Source organism: Alphaproteobacteria bacterium (assembly GCA_017302575.1).
Lineage (GTDB): Bacteria > Pseudomonadota > Alphaproteobacteria > Rickettsiales > UBA3002 > JAFLDD01.
Map to the genome: position 1 here is coordinate 578,208 of JAFLDD010000001.1, position 23,646 is coordinate 601,853.

Annotated in this window: 27 protein-coding genes; 6 read left to right on the forward strand and 21 right to left on the reverse strand. The window is 50.6% G+C overall.

Translation table 11 applies throughout. The features are described from left to right. Window positions 1–30: 30 nt before the first annotated feature. From J0M34_02945 to J0M34_03005, 13 genes are all read right to left on the reverse strand, one after another. Entirely contained in the window at window positions 31–603 is a 573-nt protein-coding gene (locus J0M34_02945; GenBank protein ID MBN8543200.1) for an RNA-binding protein, read from the reverse strand. Between the two features lie 19 nt (window positions 604–622). Further along, the gene (nusA, locus tag J0M34_02950) at window positions 623–2,140 is read right to left on the reverse strand and encodes a transcription termination/antitermination protein NusA (GenBank protein MBN8543201.1); all 1,518 of its coding nucleotides are present in this window, start codon (window positions 2,138–2,140) and stop codon (window positions 623–625) included. A gap of 12 nt (window positions 2,141–2,152) precedes the next feature. Beyond that, the gene (gene rimP, locus J0M34_02955; protein MBN8543202.1) at window positions 2,153–2,641 is read right to left on the reverse strand and encodes a ribosome maturation factor RimP; all 489 of its coding nucleotides are present in this window, start codon (window positions 2,639–2,641) and stop codon (window positions 2,153–2,155) included. 115 nt (window positions 2,642–2,756) lie between these two features. Then, window positions 2,757–3,149, reverse strand: coding sequence for a hypothetical protein (locus J0M34_02960; GenBank protein MBN8543203.1), 393 nt, complete (start codon window positions 3,147–3,149; stop codon window positions 2,757–2,759). Window positions 3,150–3,236: 87 nt separating this feature from the next. Continuing rightward, window positions 3,237–3,902, reverse strand: a complete 666-nt coding sequence (gene trmB, locus J0M34_02965) for a tRNA (guanosine(46)-N7)-methyltransferase TrmB (protein MBN8543204.1) — start codon at window positions 3,900–3,902, stop codon at window positions 3,237–3,239. Further along, on the reverse strand, window positions 3,874–5,067 hold the full coding sequence (locus J0M34_02970; protein MBN8543205.1) for a methionine adenosyltransferase: 1,194 nt from the start codon (window positions 5,065–5,067) through the stop codon (window positions 3,874–3,876). The genes trmB and J0M34_02970 overlap by 29 nt, the downstream gene beginning before the upstream one ends. 135 nt (window positions 5,068–5,202) lie before the next feature. Continuing rightward, window positions 5,203–5,616: a helix-turn-helix transcriptional regulator gene (locus J0M34_02975; protein MBN8543206.1), complete on the reverse strand. Its 414-nt coding sequence runs from the start codon at window positions 5,614–5,616 to the stop codon at window positions 5,203–5,205. Between the two features lie 92 nt (window positions 5,617–5,708). Further along, the gene (gene lnt / locus J0M34_02980; protein MBN8543207.1) at window positions 5,709–7,223 is read right to left on the reverse strand and encodes an apolipoprotein N-acyltransferase; all 1,515 of its coding nucleotides are present in this window, start codon (window positions 7,221–7,223) and stop codon (window positions 5,709–5,711) included. After that, window positions 7,220–8,131 carry an HlyC/CorC family transporter gene (locus tag J0M34_02985; GenBank protein MBN8543208.1) on the reverse strand — a complete coding sequence of 304 codons (912 nt, stop codon included), beginning with the start codon at window positions 8,129–8,131 and terminating at the stop codon, window positions 7,220–7,222. The genes lnt and J0M34_02985 overlap by 4 nt, the downstream gene beginning before the upstream one ends. A gap of 14 nt (window positions 8,132–8,145) precedes the next feature. After that, window positions 8,146–8,589 (reverse strand): rRNA maturation RNase YbeY, encoded by a 444-nt coding sequence (gene ybeY / locus J0M34_02990; protein ID MBN8543209.1) that lies wholly within the window; start codon window positions 8,587–8,589, stop codon window positions 8,146–8,148. After that, window positions 8,579–9,610, reverse strand: a complete 1,032-nt coding sequence (locus J0M34_02995; GenBank protein MBN8543210.1) for a PhoH family protein — start codon at window positions 9,608–9,610, stop codon at window positions 8,579–8,581. Before J0M34_02995 ends, ybeY begins: the two co-directional genes overlap by 11 nt. Next, the gene (gene miaB, locus J0M34_03000; GenBank protein MBN8543211.1) at window positions 9,603–10,979 is read right to left on the reverse strand and encodes a tRNA (N6-isopentenyl adenosine(37)-C2)-methylthiotransferase MiaB; all 1,377 of its coding nucleotides are present in this window, start codon (window positions 10,977–10,979) and stop codon (window positions 9,603–9,605) included. The genes J0M34_02995 and miaB overlap by 8 nt, the downstream gene beginning before the upstream one ends. 9 nt (window positions 10,980–10,988) lie before the next feature. After that, the gene (locus J0M34_03005; GenBank protein MBN8543212.1) at window positions 10,989–11,321 is read right to left on the reverse strand and encodes a 4a-hydroxytetrahydrobiopterin dehydratase; all 333 of its coding nucleotides are present in this window, start codon (window positions 11,319–11,321) and stop codon (window positions 10,989–10,991) included. A 45-nt stretch (window positions 11,322–11,366) separates the two neighbouring features. Here J0M34_03005 and tsaB point away from each other — a divergent pair, with 45 nt between their 5' ends. From tsaB to J0M34_03025, 4 genes are read left to right on the forward strand one after another with little or no spacing between them, the layout of a single operon-like run. After that, the gene (tsaB, locus tag J0M34_03010; protein ID MBN8543213.1) at window positions 11,367–11,993 is read left to right on the forward strand and encodes a tRNA (adenosine(37)-N6)-threonylcarbamoyltransferase complex dimerization subunit type 1 TsaB; all 627 of its coding nucleotides are present in this window, start codon (window positions 11,367–11,369) and stop codon (window positions 11,991–11,993) included. Between the two features lie 19 nt (window positions 11,994–12,012). After that, on the forward strand, window positions 12,013–12,591 hold the full coding sequence (locus J0M34_03015) for a hypothetical protein (GenBank protein MBN8543214.1): 579 nt from the start codon (window positions 12,013–12,015) through the stop codon (window positions 12,589–12,591). A gap of 3 nt (window positions 12,592–12,594) precedes the next feature. After that, the gene (locus tag J0M34_03020) at window positions 12,595–13,506 is read left to right on the forward strand and encodes a sulfite exporter TauE/SafE family protein (GenBank protein MBN8543215.1); all 912 of its coding nucleotides are present in this window, start codon (window positions 12,595–12,597) and stop codon (window positions 13,504–13,506) included. Beyond that, window positions 13,503–14,231 carry a TIGR02186 family protein gene (locus tag J0M34_03025; GenBank protein ID MBN8543216.1) on the forward strand — a complete coding sequence of 243 codons (729 nt, stop codon included), beginning with the start codon at window positions 13,503–13,505 and terminating at the stop codon, window positions 14,229–14,231. The genes J0M34_03020 and J0M34_03025 overlap by 4 nt, the downstream gene beginning before the upstream one ends. Here the strand turns inward: J0M34_03025 and J0M34_03030 are convergent. The 5 genes from J0M34_03030 to J0M34_03050 are packed head-to-tail and all read right to left on the reverse strand — an operon-like array spanning window position 14,217 to window position 17,935. Then, the gene (locus J0M34_03030) at window positions 14,217–14,846 is read right to left on the reverse strand and encodes an RDD family protein (GenBank protein ID MBN8543217.1); all 630 of its coding nucleotides are present in this window, start codon (window positions 14,844–14,846) and stop codon (window positions 14,217–14,219) included. The two genes, J0M34_03025 and J0M34_03030, sit on opposite strands and share 15 nt — an antisense overlap. Beyond that, window positions 14,834–15,442, reverse strand: coding sequence for a dethiobiotin synthase (gene bioD / locus J0M34_03035; protein MBN8543218.1), 609 nt, complete (start codon window positions 15,440–15,442; stop codon window positions 14,834–14,836). Before bioD ends, J0M34_03030 begins: the two co-directional genes overlap by 13 nt. Further along, window positions 15,439–16,209, reverse strand: coding sequence for a methyltransferase domain-containing protein (locus tag J0M34_03040; GenBank protein MBN8543219.1), 771 nt, complete (start codon window positions 16,207–16,209; stop codon window positions 15,439–15,441). The genes bioD and J0M34_03040 overlap by 4 nt, the downstream gene beginning before the upstream one ends. Next, window positions 16,200–16,859, reverse strand: a complete 660-nt coding sequence (locus J0M34_03045; protein MBN8543220.1) for an alpha/beta hydrolase — start codon at window positions 16,857–16,859, stop codon at window positions 16,200–16,202. Before J0M34_03045 ends, J0M34_03040 begins: the two co-directional genes overlap by 10 nt. Continuing rightward, window positions 16,856–17,935, reverse strand: coding sequence for an 8-amino-7-oxononanoate synthase (locus J0M34_03050; protein MBN8543221.1), 1,080 nt, complete (start codon window positions 17,933–17,935; stop codon window positions 16,856–16,858). The genes J0M34_03045 and J0M34_03050 overlap by 4 nt, the downstream gene beginning before the upstream one ends. Before the next feature lie 44 nt (window positions 17,936–17,979). Here J0M34_03050 and bioB point away from each other — a divergent pair, with 44 nt between their 5' ends. Together bioB and J0M34_03060 are read left to right on the forward strand one after the other, a co-directional pair. Beyond that, a complete protein-coding gene (gene bioB, locus J0M34_03055) occupies window positions 17,980–18,951 on the forward strand; it encodes a biotin synthase BioB (GenBank protein MBN8543222.1) in 972 nt (323 codons plus the stop codon). Beyond that, window positions 18,941–20,197, forward strand: a complete 1,257-nt coding sequence (locus J0M34_03060; GenBank protein MBN8543223.1) for an adenosylmethionine--8-amino-7-oxononanoate transaminase — start codon at window positions 18,941–18,943, stop codon at window positions 20,195–20,197. The genes bioB and J0M34_03060 overlap by 11 nt, the downstream gene beginning before the upstream one ends. On the opposite strand, the gene J0M34_03065 is transcribed toward J0M34_03060, so the two are convergent. The 3 genes from J0M34_03065 to J0M34_03075 are packed head-to-tail and all read right to left on the reverse strand — an operon-like array spanning window position 20,159 to window position 23,644. Further along, window positions 20,159–21,955, reverse strand: a complete 1,797-nt coding sequence (locus tag J0M34_03065; protein MBN8543224.1) for a M3 family oligoendopeptidase — start codon at window positions 21,953–21,955, stop codon at window positions 20,159–20,161. The two genes, J0M34_03060 and J0M34_03065, sit on opposite strands and share 39 nt — an antisense overlap. A 4-nt stretch (window positions 21,956–21,959) precedes the next feature. Beyond that, window positions 21,960–23,303, reverse strand: coding sequence for a DUF2125 domain-containing protein (locus J0M34_03070; protein MBN8543225.1), 1,344 nt, complete (start codon window positions 23,301–23,303; stop codon window positions 21,960–21,962). Between the two features lie 2 nt (window positions 23,304–23,305). Next, window positions 23,306–23,644 carry a ferredoxin family 2Fe-2S iron-sulfur cluster binding protein gene (locus tag J0M34_03075; protein ID MBN8543226.1) on the reverse strand — a complete coding sequence of 113 codons (339 nt, stop codon included), beginning with the start codon at window positions 23,642–23,644 and terminating at the stop codon, window positions 23,306–23,308. Between the last annotated feature and the right edge of the window lie 2 nt (window positions 23,645–23,646).

A 23,646-nucleotide genomic window follows, 5' to 3' on the forward strand; every position in this document is an offset into this window, starting at 1 on the left:
TCAGTCGTTCTTTTCTGTTAAGGCGTTGTGCTATAAACCAGTTTCTTCCATAAATAAAGCGAAACGGCGCAATTCTGCGATAAAAAATGCACCAGCCGAGCCGTTCAATACAGCCACGTGCACCGCATTCTCTTTCCCCGTCACTTCTGAAAGTAAGGCGCGCGATAAACTCCGGTAAGAGGGAATGTCACCTGCTTTCATTTTTCGGATGCCGTCTTCACTTGCGTCGGAAGCGTGCAAGAGCGCCGCTACTTCGCCCTTAGCAAGGGCTTCCATGACCTTGTCGTGGCCACTCAGTAGCTGCCCTGCTTTACGTGCCATCGATAGCGCATCACGCAGGCGCTGCTGCAATAGCCGCTCAATCAGCTCTTGCAGGCCGTCTGGTATTTCAACGGTTTGCTTGGCAGCTTTGCCGAAGGAACGTTTGGCAATCGCTTCCGCTAGTGACAGCTTCGAGGCGGTCAGCCACAATCCACGGCCTGGTAATTTTCCAGCAACATCAGGCACTAAGCGATCTTCAGGGCCGACGACAAAGCGTATCATTTCGCAGACAGGTTTCACCTGCCGCGTTACGATGCACTGACGTTCAACCTCCGTTGCCATGTTGCGTTCCTCCGCATGGTTATGCAGCGAACCAAGATTCACGCGCTTTCATAATCATCGCGCTGATCTCGTCCATGCTGAGGCCTGATTTTGGAATGATTTCCATGAATTCGTCGGTTGCGAGGCCTGCGAAATCGTCCATGGTTTTTACGCCATTATCTGCCAATTTCTCAACGATATCGAGGCTGAGGCCTTCGTGCTTCATCAATGCTTCTTCTACACCCAGCGACTTGAGCTTTTTCTCGGTCTCAGCGCGTTTGGTGTCGAGATAATCATTAGCACGATTGCGAAGTTCTGCGGCCACTGCTTCATCGAAACCTTCGATGTCGGCAAGCTGTTCCACCGGAACGAAGGCAACTTCTTCTACCGAGCTAAAGCCTTCGGTCACAAGCAAGTGTGCAATCACTTCTTCCACGTTCAGTGCTTCAATGAAGAGCGCGCTGAGGCGGTTGAACTCTTGCGTACGACGGTCTGACTCGGCTTCTTCGGTCAGAATATCGATGTTCCAGCCAGTGAGCTGCGCAGCCAAGCGCACGTTTTGACCACGGCGACCAATTGCCAGCGAAAGCTGATCGTCTGGAACGACTACTTCGATACGGTTTGAGTCTTCGTCGATCACGACTTTGCTTACTTCTGCCGAAGAAAGCGCGTTCACCACGAAGGTCGCAGGATCTTCCGCATATTCCACGATGTCGATTTTCTCACCTTGCAGTTCCGAAACCACTGCCTGTACGCGTGAACCACGCACACCCACGCATGAAAGCACGGGGTTTACGCTTGGGTCATGCGACATGACGGCGATTTTAGCGCGTGAACCAGGGTCACGAGCAACCGCTTTAATTTCAATTACGCCATCGTAAATTTCTGGCACTTCTTGCATGAAGAGTTTCGCGAGGAATTCAGGGCGGGTACGCGACAGGAATACCTGAGCACCCGTCTTCTCACGACGCACGTCATGAATGTAGGCGCGGATGCGATCGTCCTTGCGGAAGGTCTCTCTTGGGATCAATTCATCGCGGCGAATCACAGCCTCGGTACGGCCGAAATCTACTGTTACGTTGCCATATTCTACACGCTTCACCGTACCATTGACGATTTCGCCAATGCGGTCTTTGAATTCGTCGAACTGACGCTCACGCTCAGCATCACGCACTTTCTGTACGATCACTTGCTTCGCAGTCTGTGCCGCAACGCGACCGAAGTCGATGGGTGGTAGTTCGTCACGGAACTCGTCACCGACTTTGCAGCCAGGGAATTTTTTCTGGCCTTGTGCGACCGTGTAAAACTTCGCTTCGTCTTCTGGGTTCTCGATTGCCTCAACAATCGTGATGACGCGGAACAAGGTGATAGCACCTGTCTTGCGGTCAATCTCAGCGCGGATGTCGTGCTCTTGACCATATTTTTTACGGCCTGCGATTTGAATCGCGTTCTCCATTGCTTCCAGCACGGTGTCGCGGTCAATGTTCTTTTCACGCGCTACTGCATCTGCGATTTGCAGCATCTCGGTTGAGCCGTGAATTACTTGTGGTGCAGCCATTGTTCTTCTCCTTTAGGCGGTTTTCTTTTGGTGGGCTTTAATCAATGCATCGGTCAGCACCAGCTTTGCTGCTTGAACATCGCGGTGCGGAATAACGAATTCTTCTTTATCAACAGCAAGAACCACGTTCTCACCTTCGATGGCTTTAATCGTGCCAGTAAAACGTTTGCGGCCATGGATTGGCAGAATGGTCTCCAACTTTGCGCTATGGCCTTTGTAATTTTCAAAATCCTTGAGCGAGACAAGCGGGCGGTCAATACCGGGTGAGCCGACTTCGAGGCGGTATGCGCTGTCGATAATGTCTTCCACATCAAGTATCGCAGAAATCTGGCGGCTGATTTTTTCGCAATCATCCAGCGTCATGGAACCATCCGGGCGCTCGGCCATAATTTGCAGTAAGCGATGCTTACCATCGTTGAGTTTTACCTGCACGAGGTTGAACCCCATCGACGTAATCGACGGTTCTATGAGTTCTCTTACCTGTTGAGCTACATTGCTCATCGTATCTCCAAGTAACAAAAAAGGCGGCTTGTTGAGGCCACCTCTTTGTGTGTGTATTTGAATGTTGGGGCTATTTAGGGTTTTGGCACACTAAAATCAAGCCATTTCTTACGTACTAAGCACGACCCGCAGCACTAACAGCCTGTATATTTCGCAAAGCCGCAATATCTGCTCTCGCTGAGTTCGGCGCAAGCTCCTGAATCATATCACAAAATCTTTCGGCTTTATCTTTGCTGCTTACCATAACGCTTATCACCGGCGTACGGTTATCTTGAGATACTACACCGTGCGTTGCTTCTCCCATCGCTTTCAGTTTAATCCCATCAACGATAAGATTTTTAAACGAAGCGAGGAGATTTGGCTTTCCATCCATTTTTGTGCCAATCAGCGAATCATCCAACAATACGCTGCATTTATAGGCACCGGGGCGTAACTCGGTATAGCCATAAGCAACGATATTTGATTGTAATGTTTGATTTGCAATTGCGCGTTCTTCAGGGGTCGACATACTCATCCTCATAATTGGTTTTTTGTGATGCCAACCTACAAATGCACTTCATCAAAGTCATGTGAAGGTTTGATGAAGATTCGCGTGTTACTTTTTAACACACTCAAAAAACATGGGTTCGCGGCCTTGTTCGGTGGTTTTGCGCTGGTATTTGGTGACTGTCCAGTCCTTGGGGGGTGTTTGCCAATCGGCTTTTTCCTTGGCCGTCCACTCATAATCAGGGTGCGCCAGAAGATGCTCCAATATCCATGCTGAATAATCCACATGGTCGGTAGCGACCAGCAATCTACCGCCTTTTTTATGAACACGTGAGAGCATGCTGAGCGTCTGCTGATTAATCAGGCGGCGCTTGTTATGACGCACCTTCGGCCACGGGTCTGGGAACAAAACAAATATCTCATCGAAAATGGCTTCGGGCAGCACTTCAAGCAGTTCGCGTGCATCGCGCGTATGCAGGCGAATATTCTTGAGTTTATGCTGGTCAATTTCCGTGAGCAGCTTGGCGACGCCATTAATATAAGGCTCGCACCCAATATAGAGCGTGTCGGGGTTGTGCTTAGCCTGCGCAGCTAGATGCTCGCCAGCGCCAAAACCAATCTCCAGTGCATAGCGTTTATAGCCAGACTCTATCGACGGCTTTAGAGTTGGCAACAGCTCATCCACCAGCTGTTGCTGGTAGGGACGAAGGCTACGCCCGCGATTACGACCAAAACTCGATAGGTACTTAGGCTGCGTTGCTGATGCCGAACTCACGCTTCAACTCCGCGACTAAGTCCGTTTTCTCCCAGCTAAATGCGCCATTTGCCTGAGGCTCGCGACCAAAATGGCCATACGAAGCAGTTGGCAGATAGATTGGGCGATTTAGTTGCAGATGCGTACGGATACCGCGCGGTGAGAGATTCACCAATTGCTGTAATACCTTCTCGAGCTTCTCTGGGTTCACGCGCGCATCACCATGCGTGTTCACGAAGAACGACACAGGGCGTGATACGCCAATGGCGTAAGAAAGCTGAATGGTGCAACGGTCAGCAAGACCAGCAGCCACAACGTTTTTCGCTAGATAGCGCGCAGCGTACGCTGCCGAGCGGTCAACTTTTGTTGGATCTTTACCCGAGAACGCGCCGCCGCCATGTGGGGCCGCACCGCCGTACGTATCGACGATAATCTTACGACCCGTGAGGCCTGAGTCACCGTCTGGACCACCAATGATGAACTGACCCGTTGGGTTGGTGAAGAGTTCATTTTCTTCTGGCATCCAGCCTTTTGGTAGAACGTTTTGCACCACGCCACGAATCAATTCACGGATTTCAGCTTGTGAAATATCAGGACTGTGCTGGGTTGAAACAACCACCGAGTTGGCACGCACAGGCACGCCGTCTTTGTATAACAAGCTCACTTGGCTTTTTGCATCCGGCTCAAGCTTGTCGAACTTGCCACTGCGACGACCCTCAGATAGCGCCTGTAAAATACGGTGCGAATAATAAAGTGGTGCTGGCATCAATACAGGGGTTTCGTTGCACGCGTAACCAAACATAATGCCTTGGTCGCCTGCACCTTCGTCTTTGTCCGCGCCGCTATCAACGCCTTGCGCGATGTCGGCTGACTGCTGGTGTACGTGATTATGGAACTCAAAGTTTTTCCAATGGAAACCTTCTTGCTCATAGCCAATGTCTTTAACGACATTGCGCGCCAATTCTTCCATGCGCTTAGCGGTCACTTTATCAGCACCACGCGTTTCACCTGCAATGATGATGCGGTTGGTGCTTGCCATAGTCTCAAATGCGCAGCGCGCTTCTGGATTTTCTGTCAGGCATGCATCCACCACGGCGTCGGAAATCTGGTCGCAGATTTTATCGGGGTGCCCTTCCGAGACGGATTCACTGGTAAAAATGTAATGACTGCGTTCAAACTGACTCACAGGAAGCTCCTATCAAAAATAATCTGGAGTGCTGGCAGTGCGAACATGCTTAGACCGGTTTTTAAGGTGGCCGCCAAACTCCAAATGCCCACCAATTCTGGGGCGCAACTTAACGAACTGCGCCGTAACGTCAACTTATTTGTCGGCGTTTTCTTCCGAAACCGCTTTGATTAATTCAATGATGCGTTTGCGCACTGCGGGATTTTTAATTTTGTAGTAGGCGCGCATGATATCCATCGTCTCGCGGCTACTGACTTGCTCATGCTCATAGGCAGGTGCTTCACCTTCTGCCATACCCATTACCGCGCTATCGACGGTCAGCTCGTCACCGAATCCTTCAAAGAAATAGGAAACAGGAACATTCAAGGTCTTGGCAAAATCGTAAAGGCGGCTAGCGCCCATGCGGTTGATACCACGCTCATATTTTTGAATTTGCTGGAACGTCACGCCAATGGCTTTGCCAATCGACTCTTGGCTTAACCCCATGATGGTGCGCTTTAACCGCAAACGTTTGCCGACATGAACGTCGACTGGATGTGAATCACTCATAACGTATGTATACAACCTAAATTACACTGAAGAAGATTCAGTAAACGCTTTGGTTTTATATCGCAAGCTAATTAAAGGTTATTAAGAAATTCCTAAGGTAACCTTGCTCTCCAGTAAGATATATAAACCAACATAAAAATGAATAATATCAGCAAAATAGGCGCTTCTGCGAACTGCGCGTAAGGAGTAATATTCAACTGTTTTGGTAAAGCTTTGTCGATAATGCCGCGCTCATTTAATGGTAATTTTCCAACGATACGACCATAGGGGTCTATGAGGGCTGATATTCCCGTATTTGCAACCCTTGCGAGTGGCAAACCCTGCTCAATGGCGCGCATTCGCGTCATGTCAAAGTGCTGGTATGGGCCTGCCGTGTCGCCATACCATGCGTCATTGGTGAGATTCAAAAGCCATGCGGGGCGGTCATCCTTTTTAGCGGCCAGCCACGGGAAAACCACCTCATAGCATATCAATGGACTGAAGGCAGGCACACCCACAATGCGCAGTGTACGCACACCCTCACCTCGTGAAAAATCAATGGTGCCAGGGGTAATTTTCTCAAGCGGCAATATACTGCGCAGTGGAACAAATTCGCCAAATGGTACAAGCTGGTGCTTGTCATAATAATCAAGCGACTCGCCTTTGTTATCTACCACCATCATGCTATTCCACACCTCATCGCGATGCGAGCGAATGACGCCGGTAATAAAAGCCCCACCATATGGCGCAAAATGGCGAACCATATGGAACCAGCCACTGCCATCATAGACGGTGAATGGAAATGCCGTCTCCGACCAGATGACGACATCAGCTAGTGGCGCGTCGGTCTGCATATGGGTGAGCACGCCGTGAATGCGCATCGACTGGTCTTTGCCAGCGTCTGTCCATTTCATTTCTTGAGGGATGTTCGGCTGCACTAAACGCAAACGCGTTTCGGTGACAGGCGCGGCGCTGCTTGGTACGCGCCATATGCCGTAACTATAGACGGCAATCACTAATGCCAAGATCGCTGAAATATAAGCGCGGTTACGATATATGAGCGGGAATAGGCACAGCGCAATAAGCCACGACAAACCAAATGTTCCCGTGACGGAAGCAAGTTGTGACAAACGCTCAGAGGCCATGGAGGTGTAGCCCAGCAAATTCCATGGGAAACCAAATATGCCCGCAGAACGCAGGTACTCAAACCCCACCCAAAGCGCCGCAAATAAACAGATGTTCGCGAATCGATGTGTGGTGCGTAGCTTGGCGAAGAGGTAGCCCTTCACTAAGAAATATATGGCAAAAGCAGCGCTCAGTCCGAAAACAGAAATAGGAAACAGCCAGCCGAACTGCGCGGCATCCACCAACAATGAAAATGCTATCCAATACGTGCCTGCGACAAAAAAACCGTACCCAAATACGAAGCAACGCCATGCTGTTTGGCGAGCGGTTCCCTTCTCCATCTGCAATAGCAAATGCGGAAACGTGACAAATAATACGGGCCATAAATAATAAGGCGCAAGGGCTAATGCACTAAGCGCACCCGCAATGAACAATAGGACTGTGCGCTGCCAGCCTTGACGCGCTTGGACCCACTCTGCCCACTTCACGAAACGGGCAATCATGCGTGCTTGGTAATGCGCAAACGGCGTATACGACGCGGGTCTGCCGCAATAATTTCGCATTTAAAGTTAGGGTGAATATGCAGCACTTCTCCCTTGATTGGCACTCGTCCCAGCGCCGAGAAGACTAACCCACCCACCGTATCAACTTCGTCGCCTTCTTTGCGGAAGCTTTCATTGAGCGTTTCTTCAAGCTGAATGATTGGCACGCGCGCATCCACTTCAACAATGTTACCGCCCACCCACTCTACCATCAGCTCTTCGTGATCTTCGTCGTGTTCGTCTTGAATTTCACCCACCAATTCTTCGAACAAATCTTCCATGGTGACGAGGCCATCCGTCCCACCATATTCGTCGATAACAATCGCGATATGGCAGCCAGACATACGCATGCGCACCAGCAAATCGACAATCTTCATCGAAGGTGGCACGAATAAAATCTCACGCATCACCATGGCGATATCGAAGGGCTTTGCTCCCGCCACGAATGGGAAAAGGTCCTTAACGTGGATGAATCCCTCAATCTGGTCGAGCGACTCTGCATAAACAGGAATGCGCGTATGACCAATGCTAATAATGTGAGTCTTGAGTTCAGCCAGCGACGTTTGTTTTGGCAGCGCCAATATTTGCGTGCGCGGCACCATGATGTCATGCACCGTCAATTCGCCGAAATGAATCATGTTCTTGAGCAGGTTCTTCTCTGCTTCGCTGATGGATTGCATCTCTGGGGAATTTTCCTCGAGCACTTCTTCCAGTGCTTCCTTGAGGGTGTTTTCAGCGCGGCCAACTACTTTATGGCGAAACCATTTAATCGCAAGCTGCATGGGCGACGGCGTCGCGGTTCCGCTTTTACCGTGATGGGATTTGGATTCTAACCCAGGTAATTCGGGTTCTATGTCTGAGCTGGGCATATGGTTGAATAGACTTAGCGGGATTCGTATGGGTTGGCAATGCCCAATCGCTTTAAGTATGCAATTTCAAGCGCTTCCATTTCTTCTGCCTCTCTAGATTTCTCATGGTCATAGCCCAATAAATGCAGTGTTGCATGCACCACCAAATGCAGCGTATGCGCGCGGAAGGTCTTTTTTTGCTCTTTCGCTTCGCGCTTCACCGTTTCATAAGCGAGGATGATATCACCTAGTGGTGGCTCGTCATTGGGGAAAGAAAGCACATTGGTGGGTTTCTTCTTACCGCGATAGAGGTGATTTAGGGTTTCAACGTCTTCATTGGTGGAAAACTTCAGCGTTACAACTGCGCCCTTCACGTCATAGTCCTTCAGCACCATGCGCACGGCTTTCAGCACGTCCACGCGCAACGTCTTGAAACTATTGCGCCAGCGCGGGTCATCGACGAGTAAGTTAATTGTCATTCTGCTCGGCGAATTGTTTTTTCTTTTCTTCCCACTCGTCATAGGCCTGCACGATTTTCTTCGCCAGTGGGTGGCGTACCACGTCACCGTCACTGAAGCGAATCACGTCGATGCCTGGGATATGCTCGATTTTAGGAATACAATCGGCAAGGCCGGACTTCACGTCTTTCGGCAAGTCGATTTGCGATAAGTCGCCCGTAATCAGGATACGCGAACGCTCACCCATACGCGTCAGGAACATTTTCATCTGCGTGCGGGTGGTATTTTGCGCTTCGTCGAGAATCACGAAGGCATTGCTGAAGGTTCGGCCACGCATGAAGGCGAGTGGCGCGAGCTCAATCTCGCCATTATCCATGTGCTGTTGCACGCGGTCGGCGGGCATCATGTCGAACAGCGCGTCATATAGTGGGCGCATATAGGGGTCGATTTTGTCTTTGATATCGCCTGGCAAGAAGCCGATTTTCTCACCCGCCTCAACTGCTGGGCGTGAGAGAATAATCCGTTCCACTTTTTTATTGATGAGTTGGTATACCGCCATCGCCACCGCAATGTAGGTTTTACCCGTACCTGCAGGCCCTAATGCAAACACCAACTCGTTATCATACAGCGTGCGCATGTAATTGGCTTGCACATGCGTATAGGGGGCGATGGTTTTTTTGAGGGTGCGAATATAAACATCCGTCTCTAAGTCTTGGCCATCACGACCTTTTGGTTTTTTATTGTCCAGCACGGGCGGGATCAGGCGCACGGCCGCGTCCACGTCAGCGTCGGAAATTTCAGCACCGCTTTCGATTTGTTTGTAGAGCGACTGCAAGACCTGCTCAGTCGCCTCGATATCGCGCTTATGACCGGTGATGGAAATCATGTTACCACGCGAGACGAGCGTTACATGCAGCAACTGCTCCAAACGCTCCAGATTCGAGTCGTTCGCACCATATAACATTGGCAAGAAGTGGTTATGTTCGAAGAAAATATTTACGGACTGAGTTTCACGGGACGTTTTTTTGTCTGGCTTAGCCATAATGCGCTACGCGCTCCTGCTGGGGGTTAAGACGCTGCGAAGTGCTGATCACCTCGCCCTTGAGACTATTAGCGTATGCGCCTGTGATATGCACGTCAACGAGGCGATTTGCATAGGCTGCGCCGTTATCCACATACACAGATTGCATGAATGGCGACCTGCCCTGCATTTGCCCTTCAAGCCTACCTTCGCGATTAAATAGCACAGAAAGCGTAGTTCCTAACTTGGTTTTATTGAATTTTTCTTGTTGAACGGCCAGCAAGTTTTGGAGGGTTTGAAGGCGCGCATCAAGCACCGCTTCTTCCACCTGCTGCGCCTTTTCTGCCGCAGGCGTTCCTGGGCGCGGGCTAAATTTGAAACTATAGCCTTGCGTAAAGCCAACTGTTTCGACCAGTCGCAACGTATCCTCGAAGTCTGTGTCGGTCTCGCCAGGGAAGCCGACAATGAAATCGGATGAGAACTGAATATCAGGGCGCGCCGCGCGCAATTTCTCAATCACCACCAGATAATCACTCGCCGTGTGTTTGCGGTTCATGGCTTTGAGAATCTTGTTCGAACCAGATTGCACCGGCAAATGCAGCATGGGCATGAGAATCTCGATATCACCATGTGCGGCGATCAATTCATCGTCCACATCATTTGGGTGCGATGTTGTGTAACGAATACGCTTGATACCCTGAATCTTTGCCACTTCGCGAATGAGTTTACCAAGCCCCCACTCTTTTCCGTCCATGCCGATGCCGTGATACGCATTGACGTTCTGACCAAGGAGCGTGATTTCAATCGCACCCAAATCCACCAGCTTACGGGTTTCTTCCAACACATCGCGCACGCTGCGCGAATATTCCGCACCGCGCGTGTAGGGCACAACGCAGAAGGTACAGAATTTATCGCAGCCCTCTTGTATCGACACAAACGCGCTAGAGCCTTGGGTCAGCGTCGCTTCCGTGAGTTGGTCGAATTTTGATATCTCAGGAAAAGCGAGGTTAATCGCTGCCGTATTCGAACGAATGGTTTCGCGAATCAAATTAGGTAAATGCTGGTAAGATTGCGGGCCAACAACCAGATCCACATAAGGTGCGCGCGACACAATTTCTTCGCCCTCAGCCTGCGCGACACAGCCCGCCACACCAATGAGCATTTTCTGTTCAGGGCGCGACTGCTTGATGTCGCGCATACGACCTAGGTCGGAATAGACTTTCTCGGCCGCTTTCTCACGAATATGGCAGGTATTGAGGATGACCAAATCCGCATGATCTGGCGCGTCAGTTTGCTCGTAACCCATGGGGGCGAGCAACTCACTCATGCGCACGGAATCATACGCATTCATCTGGCAGCCATAGGTCTTGATATAGAGTTTCTTCGCCATGCGCGCTGTTTATAGCGCGTCGATTTTCGCTGCAACGATAAAGTCATTACGGGTTAGGGCGTTGAAAAAATGCGTCGTCAACGTCACGTCTACATAGCCCCAGCCTAGGCCTAAATCGGGGTGGTGACCCTCCTCTTCAGCGACAACGGCGATTTTCTGCACATAAGCGAGCGCAGTCATAAAATCCTTAAATTCAAAGCGCTTATGGATAGCTGCGCCACTTTGCGCAAAATTCCAACCGCTTAGCTCGCTCATGAGTTTTGCTGCCTCATCCGCCGTTAAGGCGCTGCCTTCACCATGGCATGGGCCACATTTTTCTTTTTCAAGACTGCATACCGCCATAAAAAACTCCTGCATTTGTATTTTTTACAATATAGAGCATCACACATGAATGACAAGGCTACATATCTAGCATTTGACTGCACCTCGGGCGATAGTTCCGTGGCGCTGCGCGTGGCGGATGCGTGCTATAGCCAGACCATCCCTGCGGGGAAGCAATCCGCCCTATTAATTGCGACGATTGATACGCTGCTTAAGCAGGCGAATCTAGCCTATAAGGACATTACAGCGATTATTACCACCACTGGCCCTGGTACGTTCACAGGCATTCGCATCGCACTCGCCGCCGCACATGGCATTCATTTGGTGACAAAGACACCACTCAAAACCCTTACCACAACGGAAGCTTACGCTTGGCAAGCGGGACAGGCGTGTGATGTGGTGCTCAACGCCGGTAAGGGAGAACTTTACCACCAGTCATTCGATTTTACCGACAAACCCGTTGCCACCTGCGACATTACCATGATTGCGCCGAGTGCTTTGAAACTTCGCACCTCTCATGTTGTGGGGAATATCTTGATTGACCATGTAGCAAGCATGGTTGCACCGATTGATGCGGCGATCTTATGTAAGGCCGCGCCGCTTTTGGATATCACGCCACTTCACGAAGCAGTGCCCCTATATATTCGCCCGCCCGATGCCAAGTTGCCCGAAGCGCGGCGAACTGCTACATAGTCTCACCACGGAGGAACTTATGAAAAAAATAGTATTCGCACTTAGCGCGCTTGCGCTTATGGGTTGCCAGCCAGCACCTGCCCCACAGAACCTTGCACCAATCAGCTTTGCGAACCAGCCAAAGATTCGCTTAGCCGCCGTCGAAATTCGCGTGGTGGAGCAATATGAACCACCAATGAAATCACCGAACGTGGAGCATATCTTCTTCATGACGCCTACCAACGCCGTTAAACAATGGGCGAGTGACAGGCTTCAAGCTGCGGGCACCTCCGGCCTAATGGAAGTGACGATTGATGAAGCCTCGGTGGTGGAAGTTCCGCTTCCTAAAACCGAAGGACTACGTGGCTTCTTCACTGACGATCAGAGTGATCGTTATGACGGCAAGCTCCGCGCAACATTCCGTATCTATGACGGGGTGCATGCGGTTGCTATCGCCGAAGGAGACGTGAATGTGATTCGCTCGCGCTCGATTAATGAGAAGGCGACATTGCAAGAACGTGAACGCTTGTTCCACACCATGACACAAGAAATGATGACGCAATTTAACAGCGAGGCAGAAAAACGCCTGCGCCAATATTTTGCTGCGTTCTTGAGATAGTCGTTGCAAGTTTATCTCCCCATTGCCGAAATCTCGGCCAGCGTTTTTGATCTTATCGCGCTTGGCGGTATTACGGGCATACTCGCTGGCCTATTTGGCATTGGTGGCGGATTTTTGCTCACACCGATTTTGATGTTCATGGGTGTTGCGCCTGCAGTAGCAGTGGCCACTTCTGCCAATCAGATTATCGCGTCATCGTTTTCAGGATATCTCAACCATCTGAAACATAAGCGTGTCGACGTGCTCATGGGTAATCACCTTGTGGTTGGCGGCATCATTGGCGCAGTGTTGGGTATTGTGTTGTTCAAAGCACTGAGTCGCGCTGGTCAAATCGACCTCATCATCACCTTGCTTTATGTGACCATCCTGATCTTGATTGGTATTCTAATGGCGCGTGAGGCGTGGCTTTACCACCAAGGGCGTAAACGCGAAAGTGTGGAGGACACGATTCTCTTTCCGATATTGGAGAAGCTGCCTTTGCGTCGTCATTTTGCGCGCTCGGAAGTTACGCATAGCGTTTTACTGCCTGTCGGCATGGGTATTCTCACTGGCCTTCTCGTCGCATTAATGGGCATTGGTGGCGGCTTCATCATGCTGCCGATGATGCTTTATGTGTTACGTATGCCGCCTTCGGTAGTCGTGGGCACATCGCTATATCACATGACATTTACCACGGCGGTTACCACACTGCTTCACGCCGTTACGACGCAAACAGTGGATGTGGTATTAGCCATATTATTGCTGATGGGTTCGGTGGTTGGCGCACAATGGGGTGCACGCCTCACGCACCGTTTACCCGTGCATTACTTGCGCGCGTTGCTCGCGCTGATTCTATTCGCGGTGGCACTACGACTGGGCTACGGGCTATTTATTACCCCACCCGAAATTTTTACGCTGACGGTGATTGAGCGATGAGATTATTCCTGCTCAGTGTATTTTTATTTACGGCGAATGCGGCCATGGCTCAGCCTTTGGCAAACTTCAATACACCGCTTGTCTCGGATATCTCTAAGCGTAGCATTCAGATTCATGAGCGATTTAGTGGTGAAGAACTGCTGCTTTACGGCGCACGCAATGAGCAAGGTGAGCTAGTCATCGTCGTACACGGCCCAGAGGCCGATATACGCATTCGTCGCAAAGAAAAAATTGCGGGTATGTGGATGCATGTCGAAAGCAGACGCTATGGCCCACTCCCAATGTATTACGCGGTGGGAAGCACCAAGCCGCTTGATAAATTACTCAGCCCAGCCATGCAGTCCTATTTAGGCATTGGCGCAACCAATGTGGTTGCAAAGGACAGCAGCAGCAATGCGGTATTTGATGCTGGCTTGATTGGCGAGCTTTCACGACGTGGCTGGTACACCAACACCGCACCGATCCGCTATTTTGGTGAAACTCTATTCCGCACCACTATCCCCTTTCCTGATTCTCTCGCTGAGGGCGATTATACCGTTACCTCGTATTTGGTGAGGGATGGAAGTATCGTCAGCAGCCAGACGATTCCACTACGTGCGTATAAAACAGGTGCGGATGCATGGTTGTTCCGTACAGCGCATCACCAACCATGGCTTTACGGGATTGCTTGCATATTGCTCGCTATCGTAGCGGGCTGGTTCGCCAACCGATTATTTGCGAAGTAGGCGCTCTTTCGCCCAGAAGAATCCACGCTTTGTTTGTGCCCAATACCAACCATCTGGGCGCGTGGTGATGACGCGAGTGCCCGCTAGCCAATCATGCCAGCCGCGCGATTGCTTATCAAAATTCATCCACACGATACCGAGCAATAATGGCAGGCACGCAATACCATAACCGATAAAGCGCAGCACCAATCGCCAGACAGCAGGAAATGTCTGATTGTCGGAAGTGGTGAGTTTTAAGCCCAACAGCCATTTGCCAGGAGTGTTCTTGAAAAGCATTTGACAGCTAATATATGCAACGCCAATCAACATCATTTGCAATACTGAATTTACTAGCCACAACGCCAGAAAGCCCGTTGCTGCCGCTTGGTGTAATGCGTCACTAATCGTTGTAGTTTGGGTGAGTGCATCGACCTGCTCAGGCGACATTTGGCTATAAATTTTACGGCTGATGCTATTCATCGTGGGGCCAAGGGCAAAAATCATCACGCCCATGTCGATGGCCGAGGCCATCATGCGCTCATAGAACGTCGCGTAAATTGAGGGCTCCTTGCGAGGGCGCGGCTTGATCAGCAGCGCGCGGTCGAGTTTATCTTTCCACCATTCTAGCGTAGCCATGCCATCTCCATTTGAGCGGTTCTCCACGAATCAGCACGCGGTAGCGTTATAAGTTGTGGCACATGTTTAGCAAATTGTGCAAGTGCATCACGTGTTTCGTGCAGACCTACGTTGTTTTCTAGTGACTCACTGATGATTAGCGCACGCACATCGAGCTTGGCGGCTTTCAGCACCTCTAACGCTGTAAGTGTGTGGCTAATGGTTCCCAGATAACTTCCCGTTACCAATATAAGCGGCCAATTAAGCTGCTTCATCCAGTCCAACACGGTTTCACTCTCATTGAGTGGTACCATGATACCGCCCACACCTTCGACAAGGCCGTGGCGGGCTTTGCACCATGTCACCACCTCATCAAGATTCACCCGCTTACCCTCTTTCGGGGCGGCCATGCTGGGGGCAAGCGGCGCGGCATAGCGCCACGGCGTGGTTTCATCGAGCGATTGGCTGGTAGCAGCCATCAACACTTCGCTATCTTCGTTACCGCCACATGAAATGGGCTTGAAAGCTGGAATTTTCAGGCGATGTGCAATGGCGGCAGTCACGAATGTCTTGCCGATGCCAGTGCCGGTGGATGTAACAAAAAAAGAAGCGGTCATGCTTTCTCTAATACAAGGGATATCACGTCCCATGTAACAGGAATGCCAAGCGGTGTCGCCAATTTTTCGTATTCGCCCAGCATGCGTTCAAAGCGGCGTACACCGAATAAATGGCGCGGGCGGTCCTTATGCTTGTTCGTAGCGCCAATGCGCTTGAGCTGGCGCATGACTTCTTCAACAGAAGCGACATATTCAACTGTGGTCGATTGCTGCGCCGACAATACCTTCCAGCCCTCCAACTTTGCAAGACGTACGTATACATCCAAGCTTGGCATTTCCATGACACTATAGGGCATACCGACGGCGCACATCGTATCACGCAATTCGCGCAGGGTACGCGCACCAAAACTGGTGATCACCCCTCGCCCACCCTGTTTTATTACCCGCGCCATTTCGCTTAGCGCTTTTTGCTTATCGCTTACCCATTGCAAGCAGACCCCTGAGAATACGCCATCAAATGATAGTTCATTGAATGGTAGATCCGTTGCGTTGCCAACGAAGCATGGGGAATATTTGCTCGCCAGCTCGACCATAGCGGGCGCAATGTCAACGCCCACAACGTTCCATTCTTTATTATAATCGCGCGTATGCAACGCAAATGCACCTGTGCCGCAGCCAACATCTAGAATTTTGGAATTGGGTTTGAAATATTCACTAGCAAGCAGACACGCATCAACCATCAAGCTGTGCTGAAGCGTTGCGTGCGCATCATACGAAAATGCGGCACGATTAAAATCCTCGGCAACACGTTGCTGTTCTATAGGCATTCTGAAATTCTAGCTCTGAATGTGTCTGTGTCGTGTAGGTGCGGTGCGTGTCCGCACTCTTTCCACTTTTCTAATATGCCACAACCTAGATGTTTTACTAGCATTTCTGACTGCTCAACTGGTACGATAACATCATTCTCTCCATGGATGATGAGCGGCTCAGGAATGGCAGATACGTTGAGATTTTCGACACTGAAGCGCGACAAATCATCGAGCCACGGCAGCCAACGCGCCGTGTTTTCAACTTCAGGGTGATGGCCAAGGAGCGTTACAACATCCCTGTGGTGCTTGTCGCCTTTGGCAATCAGGCCATGAAAGCGTGTTTTACTACGAGCCGCGTCGTTCGCATAGTTGGTGCGGAATTGATTGAACGTGAAATCATCCATACCGAATTCAGAAACGAATTGAAATGGCGCCGCGATGAGCACTAGTTTTTTAGGCTTTAATACACCAGCAGCTATGGCACGAAGCGCCAATTGGCCGCCTAATGACCATGCGACAACGCGCTCGATATCCGCAAATGGTTTCAGGCCTTCAAAACTCTCCTCAGGGCTAGCATAATCACTATAATCAAAATGCACCGAGTCCGGCACGATGCGTGACAATGCATCGGCTGGTTGTGTCCATCCACTGAGTGTGAGTGTTTTCATAGCGCTTTTAGCAAATCATCGACCATTGCTTCGGTATGTAATGCACTAAACGCCACGCGCAAGCGCGCTGTACCCGCAGGCACGGTCGGCGGGCGAATCGCTTGCACCAAGAAGCCAGCAGCTTCCAACTGTTTGCTTTTTTCCAGCGCCGTTTGTTCCTCGCCTAAAATCACGGGAAAAATGGTAGTTTTGGCATTTGAATTGAATCGTTTGGCATTGGCGAGTGCTTTTGCAGCGAGTTCGGGCGTCATCAATTTTAGGGCTTCGTTGGCGGCAGCAAGTGTTGCGGGCGGCAGGCCTGTTGAGAAAATAAAACTGCGCGCGCTGGTGATGAGATAATCAATCACCTTCTGGCTGGCGGCGATATACCCACCATAGCTGCCTGCGGCTTTGGACAATGTGCCCATCCAAATATGCGGCTCGGCTTCGGGCGTGATGATTCCCAGACCATGTGCATCGTCTGCCATCAGCCATGCATCATGCTTATCCGCTAGTGTGCGCATGGCTTTGAGGGGCGCAATGTCACCGTCCATACTGAATACGTGGTCGGTGACGATGAGGCAATTTTCATAATCGCCGCGCGATGCTAGTAGGCGCGCCAAATCTTCCATATCGTTGTGCTTGAAGCGCTTGAGTGTCGCGCCGGATAGTTGCGCACCGTCGATAATACAAGCATGAACCAGCTTATCGGCGATGATGAGATCACCCTTGCCCATAAGCGCGGGAATGACCCCAAGATTAGTGAGATAACCACTACCCAATATCAATGCGGCTTCGGTTTTCTTCTTTGCGGCAATGGTTTGTTCAAGCGGCGTATAGAGCGGGTGATTGCCTGTAATCAGGCGCGAAGCCCCTGCCCCTACACCGTAGGTTTTCGTAGCATCAATCGCTGCTTCAATAACCTTGGGGTGCTGGCTAAGCCCCAAATAGTCATTACAGGAGAAAGATATGTATTTTTTCCCTGCCCGTTCGACATAAATGCCTTCGGTACGCGTAGAATCACGCAAAACCCTCTGCTGATGACGCTCAGCGAGGTCTTTTAGGCGTTTGGCTACCATGTCGTCTAATGCTGGCATTTTCCAATCCAATGGCTATATTCCGCGTCCGATAAGGAGATACTATGACAAGGCATGATTGGACAAGTGAAGAGGTGAAGGGTTTATTCGATTTACCATTGAATGACCTGTTATTCCGTGCGGCGAGTGTGCATCGCCAGCATTTTGACCCCAATGCCGTGCAAGTCAGCACCCTCTGCTCCATCAAAACAGGCGGTTGCCCTGAGGACTGTAATTACTGCTCACAAAGCGCGTCATTCGAAACGCCCGTAAAAGCAACCAAGCTCATGGAGCATGATACGGTGCTCGAAGCTGCCAAAAAAGCGAAAGAAGCGGGCGCGACCCGTTTTTGTATGGGTGCTGCATGGCGCTCGCCCAAAGGCCGCGACATGGAAAAAGTCACCGCACTCGTGCGTGACGTGAAAGCACTGGGTTTGGAAACCTGTGCAACCCTCGGTATGCTCGATGCGCATCAAGCTCTGCAACTGAAAGAAGCTGGATTGGATTATTACAACCACAATATCGACACTTCGGAAGAGCATTACAAAAACATCATCACCACACGTACGTTCAAAGACCGCCTCGATACGCTGGAGGCCGTACGCAACGTGGGCATGAAGGTTTGCTCGGGTGGTATTTTGGGTCTGGGTGAGAATGAAACCGATCGTGCAGAAATGCTGCGCACCTTGGCGAATTTGCCCAAACACCCCGAGTCTGTGCCGATCAATCAGTTGATGCAGGTGAAGGGCACGCCCCTAGAAAAAGAAAAACCAGTCGACGCCGTTGATTTCGTGCGTACGATTGCTGTGGCGCGTATTTTGATGCCGCAATCCATGGTGCGTCTTTCCGCAGGTCGCGAAGCGATGAGCGATGAAATGCAAGCCATGTGTTTCTTCGCCGGCGCAAATTCCATTTTCTATGGTGAGAAATTGCTGACTACCGGCAATCCGGATACGGAAGCAGATCAGCGCCTGTTCGCAAAACTGGGCATTCACCCTATGCCACCTGAAAACGCATCGGAAGCAAGTGCCGCGTAAATCCTCCGCAGACTGGTTGGACGAAGGGTTGCAGCATATCTGGCTACCTTATTCCCAAATGAAAACGGCGGACGAGCCTTTAGCCGTTGTCGGCGCGAAAGGCAGCTACATTCACCTCGCCGATGGCCGCAAATTGCTCGACGGTATCGCCTCGTGGTGGACCATGTGTCACGGCTATCAGCACCCCCATATCGTAAAAGCGATTCAGCAACAGGCTGAAACACTCAGCCATGTGATGCTGGGTGGGTTGGCGCATGAGCAAGCCTACAGGCTTGCCACGCGCCTAAGTGCACTTAGCAAAATGGATCGCGTGTTTTTCAGTGATTCAGGTTCAGTAGCGGTGGAAGTGGCGCTTAAAATGGCTCTGCAATATTGGCGCAATCGTGGCGACTTGAAGCGCACTAAATTCATTTGCTTCAATCATGGCTATCATGGCGACACGATTGGCGCGATGGGTGTTTCTGGCAAAAGCCCATTCACCAGCGCATTTGATAGCCTCACGCTCAAAAATTATACGCTCGATATACCGACCGACGAATATAGCTTCGCCGAATTTGAAGAGACCGTTGCGGCCATTAAAGGGCAAGTCGCTGGCCTTATCATCGAGCCACTCGTGCAATGCGCAGGCGGATTCAAATTCCATTCGGCGGATATTCTTTCCGAGATTCGCCGCGTGTGCCGCGAGCATGGCATTTTATTCATTGCCGATGAAATCGCGACAGGCTTTGGCCGCACGGGCAGTATGTTTGCTTGTCAAGAAGCTGCCATCGTGCCGGACATTATGTGTGTCGGCAAAGCCTTGACGGGCGGCCACTTGCCGCTTGCTGCAACGCTCGCAACCCAAGAAGTATTCGAAGCATTCTGGAGCGGTGAATACGAAAAAGCCTTCATGCATGGCCCTACTTATATGGGCAATCCCCTCGCCTGTGCTGCGGCCAATGCATCGCTCGATTTATTTGAGCAAGAACCACGCCTCGAGCAAGTAGAGGTGATTGAAGCGACTCTATGGAGCGGGCTTAAAGATCTTCAGCAGCATTCACGCGTGAAAGACGTGCGCGTCAAAGGTGCGATCGGTGTTGTGGAAACTGATTTAACGCGCTCGGAAATAATGACGTTGCGCGGGCAATATATTGCGGATGGTGCGTGGCTAAGGCCTCTTGGCAATTGCATCTATTTTATGCCGCCATTGACGATACGCGATAGCGAGTTACACCAACTCGTCAATATATTGGCTAATCACATCTAATCCCTGTTGCCAGAAATCAGACTTAGACGCATCCAGACCGAATGGCTTGAGCAGTTCTTTGTGACGCAACGTGCCACCTGCTGCCAGCATGTCCACGTATTTATCGGCGAAGGTTACGCCACGCCCTGCGCTTTTTTCCTTCTGATACACGCCATATAGCGAATTCACCAAGCAATCGCCGAATGCGTAGGCATACACATAAAACGGCGTATGAATGAAGTGCGGGATATACATCCAATACACGTTGTATTCTGGATGTAATTGGATAGCTGGGCCAAGCGACTCGCTTTGCACCTGCATCCAAATTTCACCGATACGTTTGGTCGAGAGTTCGCCCAGCTTACGCTCATCATGCACCATGCGCTCAAACTCGCAGAACGCCACCTGGCGCACCACAGTGTTCAACATGTCCTCGACTTTTGAGGCAATCATCGCACGACGCTTCTTCTTATCCTTCTCTTGGCTGAGCATGGATTGGAAGGTCAGCATTTCACCGAATACCGATGCAGTCTCTGCCAACGTGAGCGGCGTATCGCACATCAGCGCGCCTTGGCTTGCGGAAAGCACTTGGTGAACACCATGCCCCAACTCGTGAGCGAGTGTCATCACATCACGCGTTTTGCCGAGGTAGTTCAGCAATAAATACGGGTGCGCGGAAGGAACCGTTGGGTGAGCAAATGCGCCCGATGCCTTTGATTTGCGCGCAGGCACATCAATCCAGTTTCCTTCGAAGAATTGCTGCCCAACATCCGCCAACGTAGGTGAGAATACTTCGTAAGCGTCCATCACAATGTTGACGGCTTTAGGCCATGGAATGTTTCCATCAGCCATTTTAGGGAGTGGTGCATTACGGTCCCAATAGTCGAGCTTCTTTTTGCCGAACTGCTTGGCTTTCCATTTATAATAGCGATGCGAGAGATTCTTATAGTTCGCTTTCACCGTTTTAATTAACGCATCCACCACCTCGTCCTCGACTTGGTTGGAGACATTGCGGCTGCTGATCGGACGCGCAAATTTACGCGTATCGTCCTCAATCTGCTTTGCTTTAGCGAGCGTGTTGGTAATCAGCGTGAAGAGTGGTGCGTTTTCTTGATAGACGCGGGCAATTTCTTTGGCGGCAGCTTTACGCAGCTTCGCATCTTTTCCGGAAAGCAAATCGAACACTTCCGCATTCGCCAATTTTTTGCCGTTCACCTTGAATTCCAAGCGCGCATTGGACTCATCATAAAGACGCGTCCAGCTTTGTATGGTTACGCTGTTTTCATGAATGAAGCGCTCCAGCGCGTCATTCAACTGATAGGGCTTATAGCTGCGAATCGACGCCAACCATGGCTTATAATGTGCCACGATTTTGGACGCTTTGAAATGTTTGTTCAATTGCTCGTCAGACAGGCTGTTAATTTCGAGCGTGAAAAACACCAATTTACTGGAATGCAGCGTAAGTGTCTCTGAGGTGTTCTGGTAAAACTGGGTAATGGCGGGGTTTGCCATGTCGCCCGCATACAGTAACTGGGCGTAACTACCTAATTTACCCATCGCGTCGGAGAGTTTCTCATAGCGCTTGATTGCCTCAGCAAATGCTGGCGCATTCAGTGATTTGACTTTCTTTTGGTAATCCTTGGCGAAGGCTGCAGATTCTTTGGCGATCTGCGCGATATCACGCACGATGGTGCGGTCATCAATACCAGTATAAAGATGGGTCAAATCCCATGTAGGGAGTTTTTGCTTCTTCTTCGTAGATGCTTTCTTCTTAGCCATCTGATTACTCCGCTTTTACTGCGTCCACCGGTGCTGCCTGTGCTGTTGGCTCTGGCAATTTCGTATCGAGAGGGGTTTTAATATTACCCAAAAGAATCGCCAGCAACTCCTCGAAGGTGATGCCACCAATCTGGAATGCGCCTTCGCGGGCGCGCTGAATATCAATGCTGACATCTTTCGCGTCAGGCAGCGTCTGCCCCGCCACGCGAATAAATAGCGTATTGATGAGCGGCTCATCTTTTTTCCGCAGGACCTTATGTTGCTTCAGTATCTTGCGCCATGATTGGACATTGCCAATACTGATATTTGCCATGCCCACGGGCAGGATATCCTCTTTATTGGCAACGAAGTCGGCGGTTGCGCTGATCGTTGCGTCCTTGGTGCTGAGACTGAATTCATCCAACTTCAGCGATGTCTGCGCAGATTGCATTGCCGCCAATGCCTCGGGGCTTTGGGGCATAGCGCCTTCAAAACGCAGTTTGAGGGCGGCATTCACTGGTGCAAATGGCAAGAATTTTTCGTTCGCGCTGAGATTTTTAAGCGATGAACTGATTTCAACCACGTTGATTTTTTCATCGTTGAGGCTGTTTTTCCAATCACTGGTTATAGAGTCTACGGTAATCGTACCCACTTCATTACCCACGGGAACGATCTTGAGATTTTTAATGCGCAGTTCGCTGCTACCCAAATCTGGGCGACTTTCATGGGTGGTGACTACTCCACGGCTACCTTCGCTCATGCTCACGTCGATCGTATCATAGCGCGGGGTGAGCGTTTGGGTTTCTTCCTCCTCGCCGCTAGCATCTTGACCAACTAAAAAGCGCAGCGTGGTCTTTTGCGAGAAATGGTTGGTAATGCGGGTGAAGCCTTCACCATCATGTTCTGTTTTTTCGACGGTAAAGGCAAGTGGCGGCTCGCTCACCAAGGATGCGCTCTCAAAGCGATTATTGCCTTCGAATACATGAATCGGTGTGAGGAATGTAATGCTCACTTCACTCAAATCCGCGCTGTGTGGCTCTAAGCGCATCTGCTCGACAGTCACCCGATTCTTTTCCTGCGTAGTCGTATTGATCACCTCAATATTGCTGATTAGCGCGTGGCCGTCCGCCAGTCCGCCTTTGATGGCAACGTCGCCATAACGAATATCAATTGACTGGCCTTGCTCTTTGGCTTGCTTCTCTGTTTGCTCAATCCACGCATTAAGCTGCTGCTCAACTACCGCTTTATCAAGGCCCGCTCGCGAGGCGTAATAGCCAAGCCCAGCTACACCCAGCAGGGAAAGCACAACAGCAATCAGAATTTTATGAGTACGTGATTTTTTAACAGGCGGAGGGGTTAATTCATTCATGGCTATTTCTTATCGACCATCATGTTACGGGTCGCGGATGGCAATTTCACTTTGAGGCCTTCGAGGCTATCATTCATCATGATTTGACAGCCAAGGCGCGAGGTGTGCGTTAAGCCAAACGCCAAATCCAGCATATCTTCTTCATCGTCGCTGGCTGGGGGTAGACCACCATAAAATGCCTCGTCCACCACCACGTGGCAGGTTGAACAGGCGAGCGAACCTTCACAAGCGCCTTCGAGAGAAATGTCGTTCTTGTGCGCGACTTCAAGCAACGAGATGCCATTTGGCGCATCCACCACTTTTTCGCTTCCGTCATGCAGTACAAAGGTCACTTTAGGCATTC